13 protein-coding genes and 1 riboswitch are annotated in these 19,593 nt (G+C 39.6%); of the genes, 3 read left to right on the top strand and 10 right to left on the bottom strand.

All coding sequences use genetic code 11. From position 1 onward, the window contains the following. Positions 1-6: 6 nt before the first annotated feature. The 5 genes from QCD85_RS11970 to gcvH all read right to left on the bottom strand — a co-directional run bounded on the left by QCD85_RS11970 (position 7) and on the right by gcvH (position 7,308). On the bottom strand, positions 7-1,509 hold the full coding sequence (locus QCD85_RS11970) for an extracellular solute-binding protein (protein ID WP_301262741.1): 1,503 nt from the start codon (positions 1,507-1,509) through the stop codon (positions 7-9). 567 nt (positions 1,510-2,076) lie between these two features. Continuing rightward, positions 2,077-2,949, bottom strand: coding sequence for a carbohydrate ABC transporter permease (locus QCD85_RS11965; protein WP_273613309.1), 873 nt, complete (start codon positions 2,947-2,949; stop codon positions 2,077-2,079). A gap of 102 nt (positions 2,950-3,051) precedes the next feature. After that, the gene (locus QCD85_RS11960; RefSeq protein ID WP_274172881.1) at positions 3,052-3,951 is read right to left on the bottom strand and encodes an ABC transporter permease; all 900 of its coding nucleotides are present in this window, start codon (positions 3,949-3,951) and stop codon (positions 3,052-3,054) included. 259 nt (positions 3,952-4,210) lie between these two features. Further along, positions 4,211-6,643, bottom strand: coding sequence for a helix-turn-helix domain-containing protein (locus QCD85_RS11955; protein WP_301262740.1), 2,433 nt, complete (start codon positions 6,641-6,643; stop codon positions 4,211-4,213). Positions 6,644-6,915: 272 nt separating this feature from the next. Then, positions 6,916-7,308, bottom strand: coding sequence for a glycine cleavage system protein GcvH (gene gcvH, locus QCD85_RS11950; protein WP_273613311.1), 393 nt, complete (start codon positions 7,306-7,308; stop codon positions 6,916-6,918). Positions 7,309-7,486: 178 nt separating this feature from the next. Continuing rightward, positions 7,487-7,584: riboswitch (glycine riboswitch) on the top strand. A 289-nt stretch (positions 7,585-7,873) separates the two neighbouring features. On the opposite strand from gcvH, the gene gcvT reads away from it, so the two are divergent. From gcvT to gcvPB, 3 genes are read left to right on the top strand one after another with little or no spacing between them, the layout of a single operon-like run. Next, positions 7,874-8,992 (top strand): glycine cleavage system aminomethyltransferase GcvT, encoded by a 1,119-nt coding sequence (gene gcvT / locus QCD85_RS11945; RefSeq protein WP_301262739.1) that lies wholly within the window; start codon positions 7,874-7,876, stop codon positions 8,990-8,992. Positions 8,993-9,036: 44 nt separating this feature from the next. Further along, complete coding sequence (gene gcvPA / locus QCD85_RS11940) at positions 9,037-10,392, top strand: aminomethyl-transferring glycine dehydrogenase subunit GcvPA (protein WP_274172083.1); 1,356 nt, start codon at positions 9,037-9,039, stop codon at positions 10,390-10,392. Beyond that, positions 10,389-11,897 carry an aminomethyl-transferring glycine dehydrogenase subunit GcvPB gene (gene gcvPB / locus QCD85_RS11935; RefSeq protein WP_301262738.1) on the top strand — a complete coding sequence of 503 codons (1,509 nt, stop codon included), beginning with the start codon at positions 10,389-10,391 and terminating at the stop codon, positions 11,895-11,897. Before gcvPA ends, gcvPB begins: the two co-directional genes overlap by 4 nt. A 163-nt stretch (positions 11,898-12,060) precedes the next feature. On the opposite strand, the gene QCD85_RS11930 is transcribed toward gcvPB, so the two are convergent. The 5 genes from QCD85_RS11930 to glcT all read right to left on the bottom strand — a co-directional run bounded on the left by QCD85_RS11930 (position 12,061) and on the right by glcT (position 19,589). Beyond that, positions 12,061-13,698 (bottom strand): methyl-accepting chemotaxis protein, encoded by a 1,638-nt coding sequence (locus tag QCD85_RS11930; RefSeq protein ID WP_301262737.1) that lies wholly within the window; start codon positions 13,696-13,698, stop codon positions 12,061-12,063. 285 nt (positions 13,699-13,983) lie between these two features. Then, positions 13,984-15,696 (bottom strand): phosphoenolpyruvate--protein phosphotransferase, encoded by a 1,713-nt coding sequence (gene ptsP, locus QCD85_RS11925; RefSeq protein WP_274172081.1) that lies wholly within the window; start codon positions 15,694-15,696, stop codon positions 13,984-13,986. Further along, complete coding sequence (locus tag QCD85_RS11920; RefSeq protein ID WP_069329214.1) at positions 15,689-15,964, bottom strand: HPr family phosphocarrier protein; 276 nt, start codon at positions 15,962-15,964, stop codon at positions 15,689-15,691. The genes ptsP and QCD85_RS11920 overlap by 8 nt, the downstream gene beginning before the upstream one ends. Positions 15,965-16,360: 396 nt before the next feature. Further along, positions 16,361-18,418, bottom strand: a complete 2,058-nt coding sequence (ptsG, locus tag QCD85_RS11915) for a glucose-specific PTS transporter subunit IIBC (RefSeq protein ID WP_273613316.1) — start codon at positions 18,416-18,418, stop codon at positions 16,361-16,363. Between the two features lie 304 nt (positions 18,419-18,722). Beyond that, positions 18,723-19,589, bottom strand: coding sequence for a glucose PTS transporter transcription antiterminator GlcT (gene glcT / locus QCD85_RS11910; RefSeq protein ID WP_273613317.1), 867 nt, complete (start codon positions 19,587-19,589; stop codon positions 18,723-18,725). Between the last annotated feature and the right edge of the window lie 4 nt (positions 19,590-19,593).

Raw genomic sequence — 19,593 nt, 5'->3', positions numbered from 1 at the left:
ACATGGTTATTTGCTTTGCTTTTGTTGTTGCTGTTCTTTGTAGGAGCTTGCGTATTCTTGCATCACTTTGTCGCCGCCGGATGTTTTCCATAGTTCCACTTGTTGTTGCCAGCCGTTTTCGTCGATTTTGCCCATAATATATTTGGTTTGTGCATCGTTAATCATTTGATCGAGATCGCCACCACGTTCTTCATATGTTGGTGAGTACAACGTCAATGCTGGATTCGGAATAGCATACTGTGTAATTTCTTTTGCCATCGCTACTCCTTTTTCGCCAATTTTGGTATCTTTTTGCGCAGGCACATTATATCCTTCTACCAGTGGCAGATTATCACGATAAGGCTTTACTTCACGTTGAAAAGCAGCAAAATCGGTCATTTCTACCCGTCCATCCTCTAACTTTTTATAATGCTTTCCATCGACTCCACGCAATAACAGCGTAGACATTTCAGGGTCCATTAATTTATCCAAAAAAGACAACAGCGCTTTGAGGTCTTCTTCTGTAGGCACAGAGACTTTGGGAAATACCAGAATACCTGCATTACCGGATTGAGCAGGTACACGATAACCGTCCGGCCCTTCTAATTTGGCAAGATCGACTTCGGCATCAGGTACATTTTCTTGTAAACGTTCAAGCTGACTTTTGGCGGTCTGTGCCACAGCGATCTTCATACCGGTTAGACCAGAATCGAATTTCTTATCTGCTTCGGTAGAATCAAATACTGCAAAATCTTGATTGATCAATTGCTCATCATATAAACGCTTAAGTAGATCCATTACACCTTTATATTCAGTGGTCATAAATTCTGGGGTAAACGAACCATCATCTTCCACTTTCCACTTATTCGGTGCTCCTAGACTAACAGCCAGACGTGTTGTAAATGAATACTCGCCTTCGTTATATTTTTTGAACAACATCATGCCATACGTATCTTTTTTCCCATTTCCATCAGGGTCATTTAATGTTAACGCTTTCACATCGTTGTACCAGTCTTCTGTACTTTTCGGTACATCTAGCTTGAGCTTTTTAAACCAATCCGAACGGTAGAGCAATGTCGCACGTGCAATATCGGAAAAGCGAGGTACGCCATAGATTTTGCCATCGACTTTAACATTATCGTAAAATACATCTGCTTGTGCCGCTAAGTTGGGATAATCTTTGAGGTAAGGGCCGATTTCCCAGAACACATCGTTACGCATCGCATTGGTGACAGCAGGTGTGTAATTCACTTTTAAAATATCAGGCATATCTCCTGAAGCGATCATGACATTGATTTTGTCATCATATGCCGAGTTCGGTATCCATTGAACGTCTAATTTTTTGCCAGTGTATTTCTCGATTTGCGTTTGAATCGGGTTGCCTGCGGATGGAATATCGCCGACTTGAGAAATCGCCATCGTGATCGTATCATCGACCGATGCTCCTTGAGATCCTTTGCTTCCACATGCACTCAGTACAGTAGATGTTGCTAATACAAGGCACATTAAAACTGCTGTTTGCTTTTTCATAAATAATTATCTCCTTTCGTTGAAGGGGGTTGTGGAGGGCTGCGGGGGAGATGGTTCTTGCAGTCGCTGGTAAGACAGGGATATCTTGATTTGACCGCTGGCGGTCGATATCCCAGTCTTAAAGGCGACTTTCAGAATCCATCTCCCCCTCCGCCTAGCACAATTGGGTGGGTAGTGGCAGAAAAGATGTAAAGATATAAAGATTTTTAAGATCGTTTTAAGGGATTTGAGTTTTGAGTCTTTGAAAATTAGGGATTAGGGACTTGAGTTTTAAAGTTTTAAAGTTTTAAATATTTAAGGATTTAATGGTTTAATGATTTTGAAAAATGGTTTTTGTGTGAGTTGAGATGGTTGTTTTTGGCATGTAATGTAGGTGTTATTGGGTTTGGTAATGATTTTTTGGTGCAACACTTGTTGTAGGTCGTTAGTGTAATAGTTAGTGATGGACATGTATGGGTGTGATGTTTGGTTATTGAATTAAATGATGAGAATAAGGATTTGGTTCATTTTACTTATTTAAGTTATTTTAAATTACGTTATTAAGTTCTTATGGATTATGGATAGAATTTAGCCTTTGACTGATCCTAGAAGTGCGCCTTTGGCGAAATGTTTTTGTAGGAATGGGTAGACCATTAGTATAGGCAATGTTGAGAATACGATAACTGCCATTCGGATGGTTAGTGGCTGGATATCGGCTTCTTCGATGCTGGTGTCTCCGATTCGGCTTTGAGCTAGAATAACAATTTCGCGTAGCCACACTTGTACAGGCCATTTGTCGCTATCGTTAATGTACAGAATAGCACTAAAGAAGCTATTCCAGTGAGCTACCGAGTAGAACAATGCGAATGTTGCCATTGCTGGTAGAGATAACGGTAGCACGATACGGAAAAGGATTGAGACATCGTTACATCCATCGATTTTGGCGGCATCTTCCAGTCCGTCAGGAATTTGTTGGAAAAAGTTTTTGAGTACAATCAAGTTAAAAGCACTGATCGCACCTGGAATCATTAGCGACCATAACGTATCGGTCAAATGAAGAGAATTCACAACAAAGTACGTCGGAATCATACCTCCACTAAATAACATGGTGAATAATACACCGAGCATAATGTACTTTCTGCCTCGCAAATAAGGACGTGATAACGGATACGCCATCAATGTGGTCAGCAGTAAATTGATAAATGTGCCGAGCACTGTAATATAGATCGATACCCATAAGCTATTCAGTAGTGTAGATGTAGAGAAAATATAGCGATAGGCAGCAAGTGAGAATTCTTTCGGAAAAAGAATAAATCCTCCTTTGGCGACTTCTGCCGGACTGGTAAATGATACAGCAGTGATATAGATAAAAGGCAATACCGTTACAATCCCTAACAATAACAACAAGGTATGATTGGTATAATCAAATAGCCGATTTCCTAATGTACGATCTTGTTTCATAATGTTGTCTCCTTCCGAACGATAGATAACTTTAGAATGCATAACATCGTTTGCAAAAGATTGTTTATACCATTTGATTTTTTTCTACAAAGAATAGATAAATCAATAAATACCTTCTTCTCCACATTTTTTCGCTAACTGATTCGCTCCGACAACTAACAGCAAGCCAATCACTGATTTGAACAATCCAACAGCAGCACTATAGCTATACTGCGCTTGCGTCATTCCTTTTACATAGACATACGTATCAAAGACTTCACCCACATCCCGATTTGTGGAAGTCAACATTAAGAAAATTTGTTCGAATCCGGTATCCAAAAAAGTACCCAGACGCAAAATAAGTAAAATGATGATGGTACTGCGGATAGCTGGCAAAGTAATATGCCATAACTGTCTCCAGCGGCTTGCTCCATCCATTCGTGCAGCTTCATACAATTGAGTATCTACACCTGACAACGCCGCTAGAAAAATAATCGTTCCCCAACCGACTTCTTTCCAGATCGATTGCGAAATAATCATCGTACGGAACCAGCCCGGCTCAAGTAAAAACGCTATTTTTTGACCGGTTATCGCAAAGATCAATTCGTTTAAAATTCCGCCTTCTGTCGTAAAGATCATATAAAATACACCGACAACAACAACCCATGAGACAAAATGTGGTACATAGATTAATGTTTGTACAAAACGTTTAAATCGTTCTGTCACGACTTCATTTAACATCAACGATACAATAATAGGTAAAGGGAAAAAGAAAATAATATTGTATAACGCCAGAATCAATGTATTGCGAAATAACATCCAAAACTGCGGTTCACTGAAAAAGCGTTCAAAGTGCTTGAATCCTACCCAGTTACTTTCCCATATTCCGCGGTACGGAACATAATCTTGAAATGCCATCACAATGCCGTACATCGGTACATACTTGAATATGACAAAATAAATAATCCCGGGTAACAACATAATGTATAACCAACGATTTTTGTAAAATTCCCTCCATGACATATTCGCTTGGCTTTCTTTTGTACGTATACGTGTAGATGATTTGACTGATTTGGCTTCCATCCTTCACCCTCCTTGAAAGCGTTAACATTTGTATAGGTTTATTGTCGCTTCCAGAAGGATAACAGGCTATCATCCAATTTTAGCTTTATATGTAAAAAAAGAAGCTAATCCTTGCTGTATCAGGGTTTTAGCTTCTTTTTTTCGAGAAAGAATAACCTTTTTTCAACCTCTATATATGCTAGATTCAACTATAATATTCTTATATTAACTTCCGGCTGCGATGTTCTTCTCGATATTTACCAGGTGTAGTGCCGACGATTTTGCGGAAAATACGAATAAATGCAGTCGTGTTACTATAGCTTAATTTTTCTGCAATATCGGCAATTCGCCAATCTGTCGTTTCTAACCACTTCTTCGCCTGATTCATTCGATATTCAGCTACATAATCACTGAACTTAATCCCTGTTTCTTTTTTGAATACACGACTCAAATACACGGGATGGAAATTAAGCTGTTCTGCACACATTTCTAATGACAAATCTTGCTCATACCGCTGATGAATCATCTGGATCATCTGATCGGCGATATTCATATATTGTGATTCTGCCTGACTTTGCAAAAACTGCTGTAACGGCTCAAATAACGAGTGTGTAAACCACTGCCTGATTTCTTCTACCGTCTGCAATTCTAGCAATTTATGAAGCGATGCTTTTTTGCCTAATACACTATTTACAGTTCCACCTTTTTGTTGCACAATCTCATAGACACGAGCTGCTAATTGAGTCAGCAACACCGGATAATCGCGAAAATGAATTTCTTTTTCCATCACATGAGTAATATACTCATCAAAGTAAAGAGGTGTCTGCTCGTAATCGCCATTTTGGAGCGATTGAATCACCCGATCTTCTAACTGCTTGAGCTGAGTATACACAGCCACTTCCATAGAAGTACTATGATCGATATCTTCAAAATGGATAATTAATTTGTTCCCCAGACTCATTCGTTGCTTGAGCGCTTCTAACCCTTCTCCATACGCATCAGGAGCACCTTGATAATGTTCAAAAGGACGACTAATCCCGATACTCACCGATAACGACAAATAGTCTTGAACCTGTGTACGCACCCGTTCTGCTTGAGCATGATACCATAAGGTCGCATCTTCATTGTCTACAGGTTCTACCAGAATACTGACTTGAGATTGTTCTATCAATACAGGGCTAAATCGATGCTCTGCCGAAATCAATTCAGACACCATATTATTAATAGCAAATAGAAGCAGTTCACGATCCGTCTCTTCATAACGTGTTCCTTGCACTGTATCAATCTGTAACACCAATACCGCCATAGAATGCACAGGTTCAGGAAATCCATAGATTTGACGACGACGTTCAAATTCATTAGCTGGAATCTGTCCGCTAATCAGCTTGATGACCGATAATTCACGTAACTGCGGGATTTGCTCTCGAATCTGCTCTTCAAGCTCTTTTCCTGTTAAGCGCATCCGCTCTACTTGTTCACCAATATACGCAAATTCATCTTGTCGCTTCACAGACTTTTTGTCATATCCAGTGAATGAATTGCTTTTGCCAAATGGAAACCGTAGCTGCCTGATCGTTGTAGACGATTGCTCTGCGTTCAGTCCTGCCTGATAATCTGCTGAATCTCCTGCTCCCAACAACTGCATTAATTTGGAGACAGGGGAATACATACGCCGACTGCTAAGAAAAGCTAACAAAGCCGTTAATAACAACATCGCTACACAGACACTAATTGTCAAAATCGCTATTTTTCGTGTCTGGGACGTAATTTGTCCTATTGATACCACAGATACATACACCCATCCATTTAATGTGGACGAAGAATAAGTTACGCCTACTTCTTTGCCTTCACTTTTCCAATTAAAAAATCCTTGTCGTTCCCCTTGTTCCACATGTTTAAACACTTCATTCTGCAAGCCTGGATATTGCGTATTCTGACCACTATCTAGAAATTCTTGTTGATATTGATCAAATACATAGATTTGTCCAAGACGAGTACTGCTGGTGACCCAGTTATCAATCTCATCATTAGCAATATCTAAAACTAACAGTCCACGTGGCTCACCAGTTGAAGGCAATAATGGAATTTTGAACACCATACTGACTACTTTGGTTTTCTTTTCGGAAGAGATCGAGGTTAATTCATTTTCAGTCATCATATCTATATTTGACGTATATCCGTTATTAGCGATAGAAGTATCTGTTACCCAGAACATACTATTTCGATTGTGTCGATAAGAGCGAAGCACAGCTTGATCGTCTGCATCAGACACCTGGCTAAATGATGTTCCCGATACCACCCAATTGTGTTCAAAGTTAATTAACCGTATTTGATCCAGCGATGTAATCGTTTGCAAATTATTAAAGCCTGTTGTTAAATTTCGTATCCTTTCAAAGTCTCCTGATTGTAACGGCTGTTTCATCGTTTCAGTCACTAATGGAGAATTAACATATTGCACTGCCGATAACTGTAACGTTTTGAGCACTTGATCTACACGTAATTGAGTCTCATTTAATAACTGTGCATTCCCATCCTGTACTTTTTGTTCCACATCACCGGCTGCTAATGTATACGAAAATATTCCGATAACCAGTACAGGTAACGAGCCCAATATCACCATAATCAAAAATAAACGATATAGATATTTTGACAACAATCTCCCCTCCAGATGTAGTCATCCCTATATAGAAGTGCAGTGCACATTTCGTACAAGATGGTACTATTGAATCTATGTAAAAAAATTCTATTTCTGCTTTATTTAATCATTCTATCGTATTATGCAGATTCCTCCAACCTAAAATTATAAAACATCCATACATACCAAAAAAGACTGATCGCCTGCTAGGCTTTCAGTCTTAATCTTGTTACAATACAAATAACTAGATGATTTCTACTTATTTTGTATGTATTCACTTTTTTTAGAACTTAGTCTTGTGCATGTTCAGCATATGCTTCTGCACTTAATAGACTGGATAAAGCTTCATCCAGATTACCACTAACTTTCACTTCTACCATCCAGCCACGTCCGTAAGGATCAGAGTTCACCAGTTCAGGTTCTGTTTCTAATTCAGGATTGAAATTAGTAATTGTTCCTGTAACCGGGCTAAAAAGATCAGATACGGTTTTAACCGATTCAATCGTACCAATTACAGCTTCAGAAGCAACTTCTGCACCTGATTGTGGCAATTCAACAAACACGATATCTCCTAGCTGATGTTGAGCAAAATCAGTAATCCCGATACGAACAGTATCATCACTAATGCGTTCTACCCATTCATGTTCTGCACTGTACAGCAATTGATCTTTAATCTCACTCATTGTTCATTCCTCCGGTTCATGGTTGTAATGTCTTCATGCACACAAGCGTATAGCAAGGCAGATTATACTGTCAATACTCTTGACATTGCTTTTTGAATCAAGTATTAATATAATATACATACATTCATTGCTGTTTCAATACTTAATGTTCGGAAATACATAACATCATATGTAGCGAATGAAAGTACAGGGAGAGACTGTTCAGAATCATGACAGCGCCGAAGGAGTAAGCCAGTAATGGTGAATCTCTCAGGTAAAAGGGACCTGTACCGGACGCAGCTCTGGAGAGAATTGGCATTATTCGGTCACCGACGATATCCGAATGATTACGCCCAATCACCCAAGGGGAAACTTGTTGCTTCTGACGTATTTAGAAGTGCAAGGTAACTCTCAGGTATCAAGGACAGGGAGAAAAAGAAATAGTTCAGGTATACGACCTGCTTATTTCCTTTTCTCTCTGTCTTTTTTTGTTGAGCTTTTAAGGTGTTTTGACCTTTTGTCTATTTCGCAACATATTGATAATCTTACTTTTTCGCCACAATACTAATTTGATGAGGTGACGATGATGACAACAGAATTGAAACGTACGCCTATTTTCCCTCTTTATGCTCAATCCGGTTCACCACGTTGTATCGACTTTGGCGGTTGGGAATTGCCTGTTCAATTTACAGGAATTCAAAAAGAACATGAAGCTGTACGTGAACAAGCAGGGTTATTCGATGTTTCTCATATGGGTGAAGTGATCATTTCAGGTGAAGGTTCACTTGCTTATCTACAGCAATTATTAACTAACGATGCTTCTCGTCTGCAAGATGGTCAAGCTCAATACACACTGATGTGCTATCCAACAGGCGGTGTAGTCGATGATCTACTTGTATACCGTCTAGGCGAAGAACATTACATGCTTGTGATCAATGCTTCGAATATTGATAAAGATATCGATTGGATGAAGCAGTCTTTACCTGCTCATGTCACACTTGAAAATATTTCAGAACAAACAGCATTAATTGCTCTGCAAGGTCCTCAAGCGGTTGCTATTTTACAAGCGGCTACGCAAAGCGATCGTTATGCTGAACTAGCAGGATTTTCTTTTATCGACAAAGCTGAAATCTTTGGTGTTCATGCTCTAATTTCTCGTACAGGTTACACCGGTGAAGATGGATATGAATTGTATGTATCTGCTACAGATGCTCCGGTGATCTGGGAACAACTGCTACAAGTTGGAGAACCACTTGGCTTGATCCCTTGTGGACTTGGCGCGCGTGATACGCTTCGCTTTGAAGCTCGCCTGCCACTGTATGGTCAAGAACTGTCCGCAGATATTTCTCCGCTGGAAGCTGGACTTGGTTACTTTGTCAAATTAGACAAAGAAAACTTTACAGGTAAAGATGCTCTAGTGTCGCAAAAAGAAAAAGGATTAGCTCGTAAATTGGTTGGAGTCGAAATGATTGATCGTGGTATTCCTCGTCCTCACTATCCTGTATATCGGGATGGTCGACAAATCGGCGAAGTGACTACAGGAACTCAATCTCCTACACTCAAGCGTAACCTTGGACTTGCTTTAATTGAAGCTGATAGTGCTGCTCTAGGAACACCGATAGAACTTGAGATTCGCGGTAAAATGCTCAAAGCTGAAGTAATCAAAGCTCCTTTCTACAAACGAGCATCTGCTGTCACTAAATAAAATCACAAGGCGACTGATATGTTGCCCCAAAGGAGTCTACCTTTATGAAATCGCATCGTTATATTCCCATGACACCACAGAATGAAGCTGAAATGTTAGAGGTGGTGGGCGCTTCTTCGATAGAGGATTTATTTACAGATATTCCGGCATCCCTTCGTTATCAAGGTACAATGCCGATGTCTGAAATGCTAGATGAGTATACACTTACTCGTCATATGTCCAGTCTTGCGGGTCAAAATGCAGATACAGATCGGTATACCAGTTTTCTTGGTGCAGGTTTATATGATCACCATTTGCCTTCTGTGATCAATCATGTGATTTCTCGCTCTGAATTTTATACAGCTTATACTCCATATCAACCAGAGATCAGTCAGGGTGAATTACAAGCGATTTTTGAATTTCAATCTTATATTTGTGAATTAACAGGAATGGCTGTTGCCAATGCAAGTATGTACGATGGTGCAACTGCTCTGGCTGAAGCGGCTTCTCTTGCAGCATCTGCTACAGGACGCAAAAAGATTATTGCTCTTTCGACGATTCATCCCGAGTCCCGCGGTGTTGTACGCAGTTATGCTCGTGGCTTGAATCTGGATGTAGTGGAAGTTCCTTATGGAGATGGAGTTACCGATATTCAAGTTCTTGCTGAAGCGATCGATGAACAGACAGCTGTAGTGCTTGTTCAATCCCCTAACTTTTTTGGCGGTATTGAAGCGATTCAAGCAGCGGCTGATCTAGCGCATGCCAAAGGTGCTTTGCTAGTAGTAAGTACGAATCCAATTTCACTTGGACTACTTGAATCTCCTGGTAAGCTTGGAGCTGATATCGTTGTTGGTGATGCACAGCCACTCGGAATCTCGATGTCATTAGGTGGGCCTACTTGTGGATTCTTCGCTGTTGCTCAACCGTTAATGCGCCGTATGCCAGGACGCATTGTTGGACAGACCAAAGATATCGATGGTAAACGTGGTTTTGTATTAACATTGCAGACTCGTGAGCAACATATCCGTCGTGACAAAGCCACATCAAATATTTGTTCTAATCAAGCATTGCTTGCACTGTGTGCATCGGTGTATCTATCTGTGATGGGTAGACAAGGTATGGTAGATGTCGCTGATCTGAATTTGCAAAAAGCACATTATGCTGCGCAAACACTATCTGCGATTCCTAATGTAACATTAGCGTTCCAATCTCCTTTTTTCAATGAGTTCGTGCTTGCTTTACCAGAAGGCACTTCGGTCGCTGATATCAATACTCAATTGTTAGCAAAAGGCATGATTGGTGGTTATGATCTAAGCTTGTCTTACCCTGAATTGTCCGGTCATATCTTATTCGCAGTCACAGAGAAACGTACCAAAGCAGAGATAGATCTATTGGCAACTGAACTGGAGGCAATCCTATGACAAACGAAACTGTAGTCCATGAGACCGTTACTTCTGTACAAGGCGCTGTTGTTACTGAAAAAGCTTTGATTTTTGAATTGAGTCAACCGGGTCGAATCGGTTATTCTTTACCAGAGTGTGATGTTCCTCGGATCGACGTATCTCAATTGATTCCGCAGGAAATGCTTCGTCAAGAAGAACCTGCTTTACCTGAAGTATATGAAGTCGATGTGATTCGTCATTATACCGAATTGTCCCGTCGTAACTTTGGCATCGATAACGGATTCTATCCACTGGGTTCTTGTACGATGAAATACAATCCTAAAGTGAATGAAGATGTAGCGCGATATGCTGGATTTGCCAAAATTCATCCGTATCAACCAGAACAAAGTATTCAAGGTGCACTGGAACTGATGCATACTTTGCAAAAAGACCTTGCTGCTCTAACAGGTATGGATGCTGTGACTCTACAACCTGCTGCTGGTGCTCATGGAGAATGGACAGGTCTGATGATGATTCGTGCGTATCATGAAAAACGTGGCGAACACCGTACCAAAGTGATCGTGCCTGATTCTTCGCATGGTACGAATCCTGCGAGCGCAACAGTCGCTGGATTCCAGACGATTACGATTCCTTCGACTCCAGAAGGTTTGGTCGATCTCGATGCACTTCGTGCTGCTGTTGGATCAGATACCGCTGCTCTCATGCTGACGAACCCGAATACACTCGGTCTTTTTGAAAAGCAAATCAGTGAAGTGGCTCAGATCGTCCATGAAGCTGGTGGATTACTGTATTATGATGGTGCCAATTCTAATGCGATTATGGGAATTACTCGTCCAGGTGATATGGGCTTCGATGTGGTTCATTTGAATTTACACAAAACAATGAGTACACCGCATGGTGGCGGAGGTCCTGGTGCAGGTCCTGTCGGGGTGAAAAGCAGATTGCTTCCTTTCTTACCTGAACCTGTAGTCGAAAAATTAGAAGATGGTACATTTACTCTTCGTAGCGGTTCGCCTGATTCGATCGGTCGTGTCAAAGCATACTATGGTAACTTTGGTATTCTAGTACGTGCGTATACGTATATTCGTAGCTATGGCCCAGAAGGTCTACGTAGAGTATCTGAATGTGCTGTGCTGAATGCGAACTATATGATGCACCGTCTTAAAGATCATTATGAAATGCCTTATACAAGCGTATGTAAGCATGAATTCGTGATGTCGGGTAAAGGGCTCAAACAGTACGGTATTCGTACACTGGATGTTGCCAAACGATTACTAGATTTCGGGTACCATCCACCTACTGTCTACTTCCCGCTGAATGTGGAAGAATGTATTATGATCGAACCTACCGAGACCGAAAGTAAAGAAACACTGGATGCTTTTATCGATACGATGATTCAGATCGCTGGCGAAGCGAAAGACAATCCAGAATTGCTACTGAATGCTCCTTATGGCACAGCAGTCAGACGTTTGGATGAAACGACAGCAGCTCGTAAACCAGTGTTGAACTGTGCTTGTAACTAAATAGCAACATACCAATCATCCCACCGACTTTTTATTTTGATCAAGTCGGTGGGATGATTTTTTTATAAGATGACTGATAATTGATATACTTGCTTTTTCTGGCTTGATTAACGATCTATAAAAGTCTCTATTCATCTATTATTTGAATCTATCAACTAATCATTTATACTTTAAAGCGATCGACCATAACATTTAATTCTTTAATATTTTCAGTGAGTAATCCTATATTGTCTGTTACCTGTTGTGACATTTTGATTTGATTTTCTACACTGGCAAGTACTTCCTGTGAACCAGCTGCTGTTTCTTCTGTAGTAGTGGAAGCCGATTGAATAAAGTCGATAATATGCTCTTTGTTGATATTCAATTGGGTGGTCATATCCTTCATGCCTACAATAAGACTGTTCATTTCTTGAATTGATTGACCAATTTCTATAAAAGCACCGCTTGTATTTTCAACACTTTGTGATTGGTCATTTAAAGCATTCTGCGAAGCATCCATCACTTCTTTGGTTAGCGTAGTAGAAGAAATAATACGATTCAAAATATCTTGTATTTGAGTAGTTGCTTCTTTCGACTGATCTGATAATTTGCCAACTTCAGAAGCTACCACAGCAAATCCTTTACCATGTTCCCCTGCCCGAGCGGCCTCTATAGAAGCATTAAGTGCTAATAATCCTGTCTGTTTAGAAATCTCTTGAATAAGAACAGACATTTTAACAATACCATTCACTTCTGTAATCAAATGATTTAAATTGACAGAGACTTGATCGGACAAGCTTGCAAATGATTGCATATGATTTTGTAGATAGATCACTGCTTGTTCACCAGATTGCTGACGTTGACCAATCAATGTACTTAGTTTTTCCAGATGCTGTGCATGTTGGTCTGTATGTTCAATCACAGTAGCTATTTTACGAATAGAAATAGTTCCTTGTTCAATTTCATCGTACTGACTTGCTGTAGCTTTGGTAATCGATTGTATAGCATAATCAATCTCTTTAGAAACGGTCATGTTATCAATAGATGTATCATATACATTTTTGGTATGAACAGAGGTTGCTGCTGCTGTCTGTTGTACTTGAGCTATAATAGACTGTATTTTTTCGATAAATTGGTTAAATGAATTCGCTACTCGTCCAAATTCATCTTCACTTTTAACGACTAAACGTTGAGTGAGATCACCCTGTCCTTCGCTAATCGTAGACATCATTTTTTCTAATGTGCGTAATGTTTCAAATTGTCGATAGACAATCCAGTAAATACATATTAAAAGCAGTATCATACTTATTGTTACTACAACAAGTGTAACGTTACGGATCGTATGCAATACATTTTCAGAAGTAATTAAAACTAGAATCTGTCCATTCGATAATGTAGTTGCCAAAAGATTGGCGGCTTCGTTCTTATATGTTGTATCTTGGAGTACCCACTCTTTACTGTCTTGATTTGCTTTTACAAATGTTTGCAACGTCGTTGTGCCAATATAATCAGTATCAGTCGCATATACAGGTGATGTGTCTTTATTTAAAATTGCTGAAAACAGAAGTTCATTGCCTAATTGTTGATGGAGTTCTTTTAGATACGGTTCTATTCCTTCATCAGGATTGTTACTTGCTAGTTCTGCTCCAATTCGGATAATCTTTGCCATAGCAATACCTTGAGTATCTGTTTCATCGTGAACTTGTAGAAAAATATAATACACCATAGAACAAATAATAGTACCAACAACCAACATGATAGGTAAAATAATTTTAAATTGAACAGAGAGCGTTTTAAATTTCTTTTTCTGGTTCATTGTCATTTTCTTTTTCCCCTATCGTAATCAGTTATAAATATAGATGTAGATATAACAGTTACTTCGGAAGTTAGCGGAAATCTAATTAACTTTTTTTATTTTGTTTACAATTATTCTGTGGTATTAAAAATAATAAAAACAAAAAAAGCTGATTTCTCTATAAAGAGAAACCAGCTAAAAGTAAATGTTGGGAAAACCATTTGTTCAAACGAAAGTTATTTAGCTATGCAAAAATTACTTTGTTTGAACGGATTTGTGCTTATAATGCCAAGCACGTAACGGAAGAAAACATTAAGCGTGGATTGCTTGTACGAGTTCAACCACTTGCTCAGCTGTTTGCATATCCAAAGCTTTAGCAGCTAATTCTTGCATGTCTGCTTTAGACAATTTAGCTAATTGGCTACGTGCTGGAAGAATAGAGCTTGCGCTCATACTGAACTCATCCAGACCTAGACCCAGTAGCAATGGAATTGCTGTAGCGTCGCCAGCCATTTCACCACACATGCCTGTCCATTTACCTTCTTTGTGAGCTGCATCGATAACCATTTTAACCAAACGCAAGATAGAAGGATTGTATGGTTGATACAGGTAAGATACCCGTTCATTCATACGATCTGCTGCCATTGTGTATTGGATCAAATCGTTTGTACCGATACTGAAGAAGTCCACTTCTTTAGCAAATTGGTCAGCAAGTACTGCTGTAGAAGGAATTTCAACCATGATGCCAAGTTGGATGTTCTCAGAAACAGCAACACCTTCAGCAACCAGTTTTTCTTTTTCTTCTAACAATACTGCTTTTGCTTCGCGGAATTCCATCAATGTTGCGATCATCGGGAACATAATACGTAGGTCACCATATACACTTGCTCTAAGCAATGCACGTAGTTGAGTACGGAAAATGTCTTGACGATCTAGACAAAGACGAATTGCACGGAATCCCAGGAATGGATTCATTTCTTTTGGAAGAACAAGGTAAGGTAGTTCTTTGTCGCCACCAATATCTAGTGTACGAACAACAACTGGTTTACCCGCCATTTTTTCCAAAACCGTTTTGTACGCATTGAATTGCACATCTTCAGAAGGCAATTCATCGCGACCCATGTATAAGAATTCTGTACGGTATAGACCTACGCCTTCGCCGCCATTATCCAATACACCAGCCACATCGTTTGGCGTACCAATATTAGCAGCCAATTCAACATGTACACCATCTTTGGAAACTGTTACTTCATCACGCAATTTGCGCCATTCAGTAACTTGAGCTTCATACGCTGCGCCTTTAGCACGGTACTCAGCAAGAGTTGCTTCATCAGGGTTAACGATAACATTACCTTCAAGACCATCAACGATAACGATATCCCCATTTTGAATAACTTCCATTACTTCTTTTGTACCGACTACTGCTGGAATTTCCAACGAGCGAGCCATAATCGCGGAGTGAGAAGTACGTCCGCCAATATTTGTAGTGAAGCCTTTAACAAAATTACGATCCAATTGAGCTGTATCCGAAGGAGTCAAATCTTCTGCAATAATAACTACTTCTTCACGAATCTCAGCAGGACTTTGGAAGTTTACACCCATCAAGTGATTCAAGATACGCTTGCTTACATCTCTCATATCAGCAGCGCGTTCTTGAAGATAAGTGCTCTTCATATTTTCAAACATGGTTACGAATTGAGCAGCAACTTCATTTAGTGCGAACTCAGCATTAACCATTTCCATAGAAATTTTATCTTTTACAGGGCTGATTAATTCAGGATCGTTCAGAATCAACAAATGTGATTCGAAAATCTCTGCTTTTTTAGCGCCCATTTCTTGTAACGTACGTTCTTTGATCGCCTCAAGTTCAGTTTTGGAAATTTCCAGCGCTGACTCAAGTTTAGCCAATTCCGCATCTGTATCGCTAATCGAGCGTTTGGTAATCTCGTATTCAGGATGTTCTAGACGGAATGCTTTGGCAATGGCGATGCCCGAAGACGCCGCGATTCCCAAAATATTAGCCATTGATTTCGCCTAGCCCTTCATTCACCATAACGTCAGTCAAAGCTTTCAATGCTGCATCTTCTTCTGCACCTTGTGTAGAAAGAACGATAACGTCACCTTGCTCAAGACCTAGAGACAATACTCCAAGGATTGATTTCAAAGTTACTTTTTTACCTTTAGCTTCTGCAAAAGATTCTGTAGAAGCAAATTTGTTAGCAGCTGTTACCAATGCTGTTGCTGGGCGTGCGTGGATACCATCTTCGTCAACGATTTTGAATGTTTTTTCCATTATAAAATTCACTCGCTTTCTTCATCATAGTAGGATAGTAAAAATAAATCATAACTAACTAATAACTAGATCATCCCTTATATTGTACAGCATTATAAAGCATGATGCACGTCTCAAAACAATTATTTTCGACTTTTTTCAGCAATCGCTAACATTATTCAGCAATATCCTGCAAATTCATGGTGTTTTTAGAAAAAATAAATCATTTTCTAAGTCTTGCTTACAATGCAGCTTAATAACAAAACTATAAGCATTTTGTAAGTTAAAGACGATAAGGATAGATTATTGCTGTAGCAAACATCGTGTTGACCCTTATTGCACTTTAACTTACAAGTACGTATAGTTTGTTATTTTATATTCTTTTGAGATTCATTGCAAAAGTCGAAATGAATAACATTACTTGATTGTAACGATATTGCCTTCTCCTGTTTTCACATTACCTGTTTTGTGCAATGTTACTGTAGCACCTTCTGGTAAGTTAGAGAAAATGATCGGAGTGATGATCGATGGTGCATTAGCTTTTACATACTCCAGATCCACTTCAAGGATTGGTTGTCCAGCCATAACATCATCGCCTTCTGCAACCAATACAGTGAAACCTTGACCTTTCAATTTAACTGTATTTACGCCTACATGCACAAGAATTTCTTTACCGGCTTCAGACATAATACCGATCGCATGTTTACTAGGGAATACGTTAAATACTTTACCATTAACCGGTGAAGAGATCGTTCCGTTTGTTGGTAATACAGCGAATCCATCACCTGTCATTTTTTGTGAAAATACAGGATCTGGTACTTCACTAATATCCATCAATTCACCATCAGCAGGAGCTACGATTACTTCTTCTGCCAAAATGTTTACTTGATTCTCTGCTGTTCCTTCTGCTGGAACAGAGTCTACTGTAACTGGTGTTGGGCGTGGAGTACGTCCTGCAATAATATCTTGCATTTGTGATTTGATCGTATCAGAACGTGTTCCGAAAATCGCCTGCACATTATTACCCACTTCTAGGACACCGGAAGCGCCTAAAGATTTCAAACGATCTTTATTTACATTTTTAGGTTCTTTAACTTGAATACGTAGACGAGTAATACAAGCATCTAGACTTGAAATATTTTCTTGTCCACCAAATGCTTCAAGAATATTATGTGGCAATTCGTCTTTGCTATTACCACCACTACCTACTTCACTATCATCACCTGCCGGCGTATCTTCACGACCTGGTGTTTTCAAGTTGAATTTGCGGATTGCAAAACGGAATCCGAAGTAGTAGATAACTGCTAGTACTAGACCGACGATGATAACATCCCACCATGCAGTACGGTTAGGAATAACGCCGAACAGGATAAAGTCAATCAGACCACCTGAGAAGGTCATACCAATTTTAACGCCTAGAATTTGCATAGTCATGAAAGAAAGACCAGCGAAGATTGCATGAATACCGAACAATACTGGTGCTACGAACAAGAATGAGAATTCAAGCGGTTCAGTAATACCTGTTAAGAAAGAAGTCAATGCTGCGGAACCCATAATACCTGCAACGTATTTTTTGTGTTGTGGTTTGGATTCATGGTAGATCGCAAGTGCAGCAGCTGGAAGACCGAACATCATGAACGGGAATTTACCAGTCATAAATGTACCTGCTGTAAATGGAACACCATCACGAAGTTGCGCCATAAAGATTTTTTGGTCACCACGTACATATTGTCCTGCTTTATTTACATATTCACCAAATTCATACCAGAATGGTGAGTAGAAAATGTGATGTAGACCAAAAGGAATCAATGAACGTTCAATCACACCGAAAATAAATGCAGTTAATGTTGGGTTCGATTCAACCATACTGTGAGAAACAGTGTTCAAGAATGATTGGATTGGAGGCCATACAAGAACCATTACCAGACCCAAAATCAACGAAGTAATAGCTGTCATAATTGGTACAAAACGTTTACCTGCAAAGAATCCAAGATATGAAGGCAATTCAATACGGAAGAAACGTTTATACATCGTTGCGGCTAGAATACCGACGATAATACCGCCGAATACGCCTGTTTGTAAGGTAGGAATACCAAGTACAGAAGCTACTGAGAAGTCACCTTTACCGACCATATCAGCTGTAACGCCCATAACTGTACCCATGGTTACGTTCATGATCAGATAACCGATAATGGCTGCGAGCCCGGCTACCCCTTCTCCTCCTGCAAGACCGACGGCTACCCCGACGGCAAAGAGTAGAGATAAGTTATCAAAAACAATTTGTCCGGAGTTCATCATTACTGTTGCAGTAATTTGAACCCAGTGTGCATTTAATGCAGGAATATACTGCAAAAAGTCAGGGTTAACCAGCATGTTACCAAAACCAAGCAACAAACCTGCTGCTGGCAAGATTGCCACTGGAAGCATCAATGCTCTACCTACTTTTTGCAAAACGCCAAACAGACGTCTAAACAATACCGCCACTTCCCCTCGAATAGTATAAATAGTATATTGTTGCTTCAACAAATTAAAGCGGAAAGCCACAAAAAAAGGCACGAGTGAACAACGCATCTGATAGGATAAGGATCTCGGTACATAAGGATAGACTACCCCTGTGTGCTTACAGCCTTACATCAAATACTTTGTTAACTCATGCCTGATCGAATCAGTAACACGTTAAAAAATCCGCTATTCATTTGTTGATTACGTTCTGAATTATAGCACCCACTTTTTAAATCTGCAAGCCTTTTCAATAAAAAAGGTTAAATGAATTTTGAATCTATTCTTGCGTACTTTCCTCTTCTTCTTCACGCTTCTCGACAAACCGTTGTAAATGCATGGTCAGGTAGCTTACTTCTGCTTTATAGACCGGTCGGCGTAATCGTTTTTCCATCATCTTTGTTAGTTTCCATGATAACGAATACACTTCGGGATATTCCATTTTGAGCATTTCTTCTAAGCGATGAGTAGCGGCTACTTTCTCACCTCTACGGATACGTTCGATTGCAAATCGCAAATGAGTAAGCAACCGCGAGTAATCCAGCGTATCTCCTGTAATCGAAATTTTGAGACTATCTTCGATAACTTTAACCATATCAGCAATCAGACGAGAATCGGCTTTGATCGCTGTGATATGTTGATCGGTTAGTGCACTATAAATATGCAGTGCTACAAAACCAATCTCATCTTCTTCTAAAGCTACACCTAGCTTATCATGAATTATTTCTAACGCATGAGCAGCTAATTTATATTCTAACGGATACATTTCTCGCGTCTCATATAGAAAAGGATTCTGAATCGTCATCCCTTGCTCAGCACGCTTAATTGCAAATGCAATATGATCGGTTAAAGCAATATGAATATGTTCATTCAGTGGAGTCTTACTTTCAGAATTAATATAATAAATAATTTCGTTAATGACTTCGATAATACGCTCGTCGATCTGAACCGCGAGTTGCTTGTATTGTTCCTGTTCTTGCTCATTGGTTAAAATAAACATCTTCTCGACAACATCCAAAGGAATCACATCACGCGCTTTACGGTTAAAGCCGATTCCTTTACCGATCACCACAACTTCTTCATACTGAGGATGATCAGCAATAATAACGTTATTATTCAGCACTTTAGCCACAAGTAGGCTGCTCACATTT

The sequence above is a fragment of the Paenibacillus sp. PsM32 genome (assembly GCF_030433815.1).
Taxonomy (GTDB): domain Bacteria; phylum Bacillota; class Bacilli; order Paenibacillales; family Paenibacillaceae; genus Saccharibacillus; species Saccharibacillus kyungheensis.
Note: the sequence above shows the minus strand (reverse complement) of the source record. Positions and strands in the feature narration are given on the sequence as shown.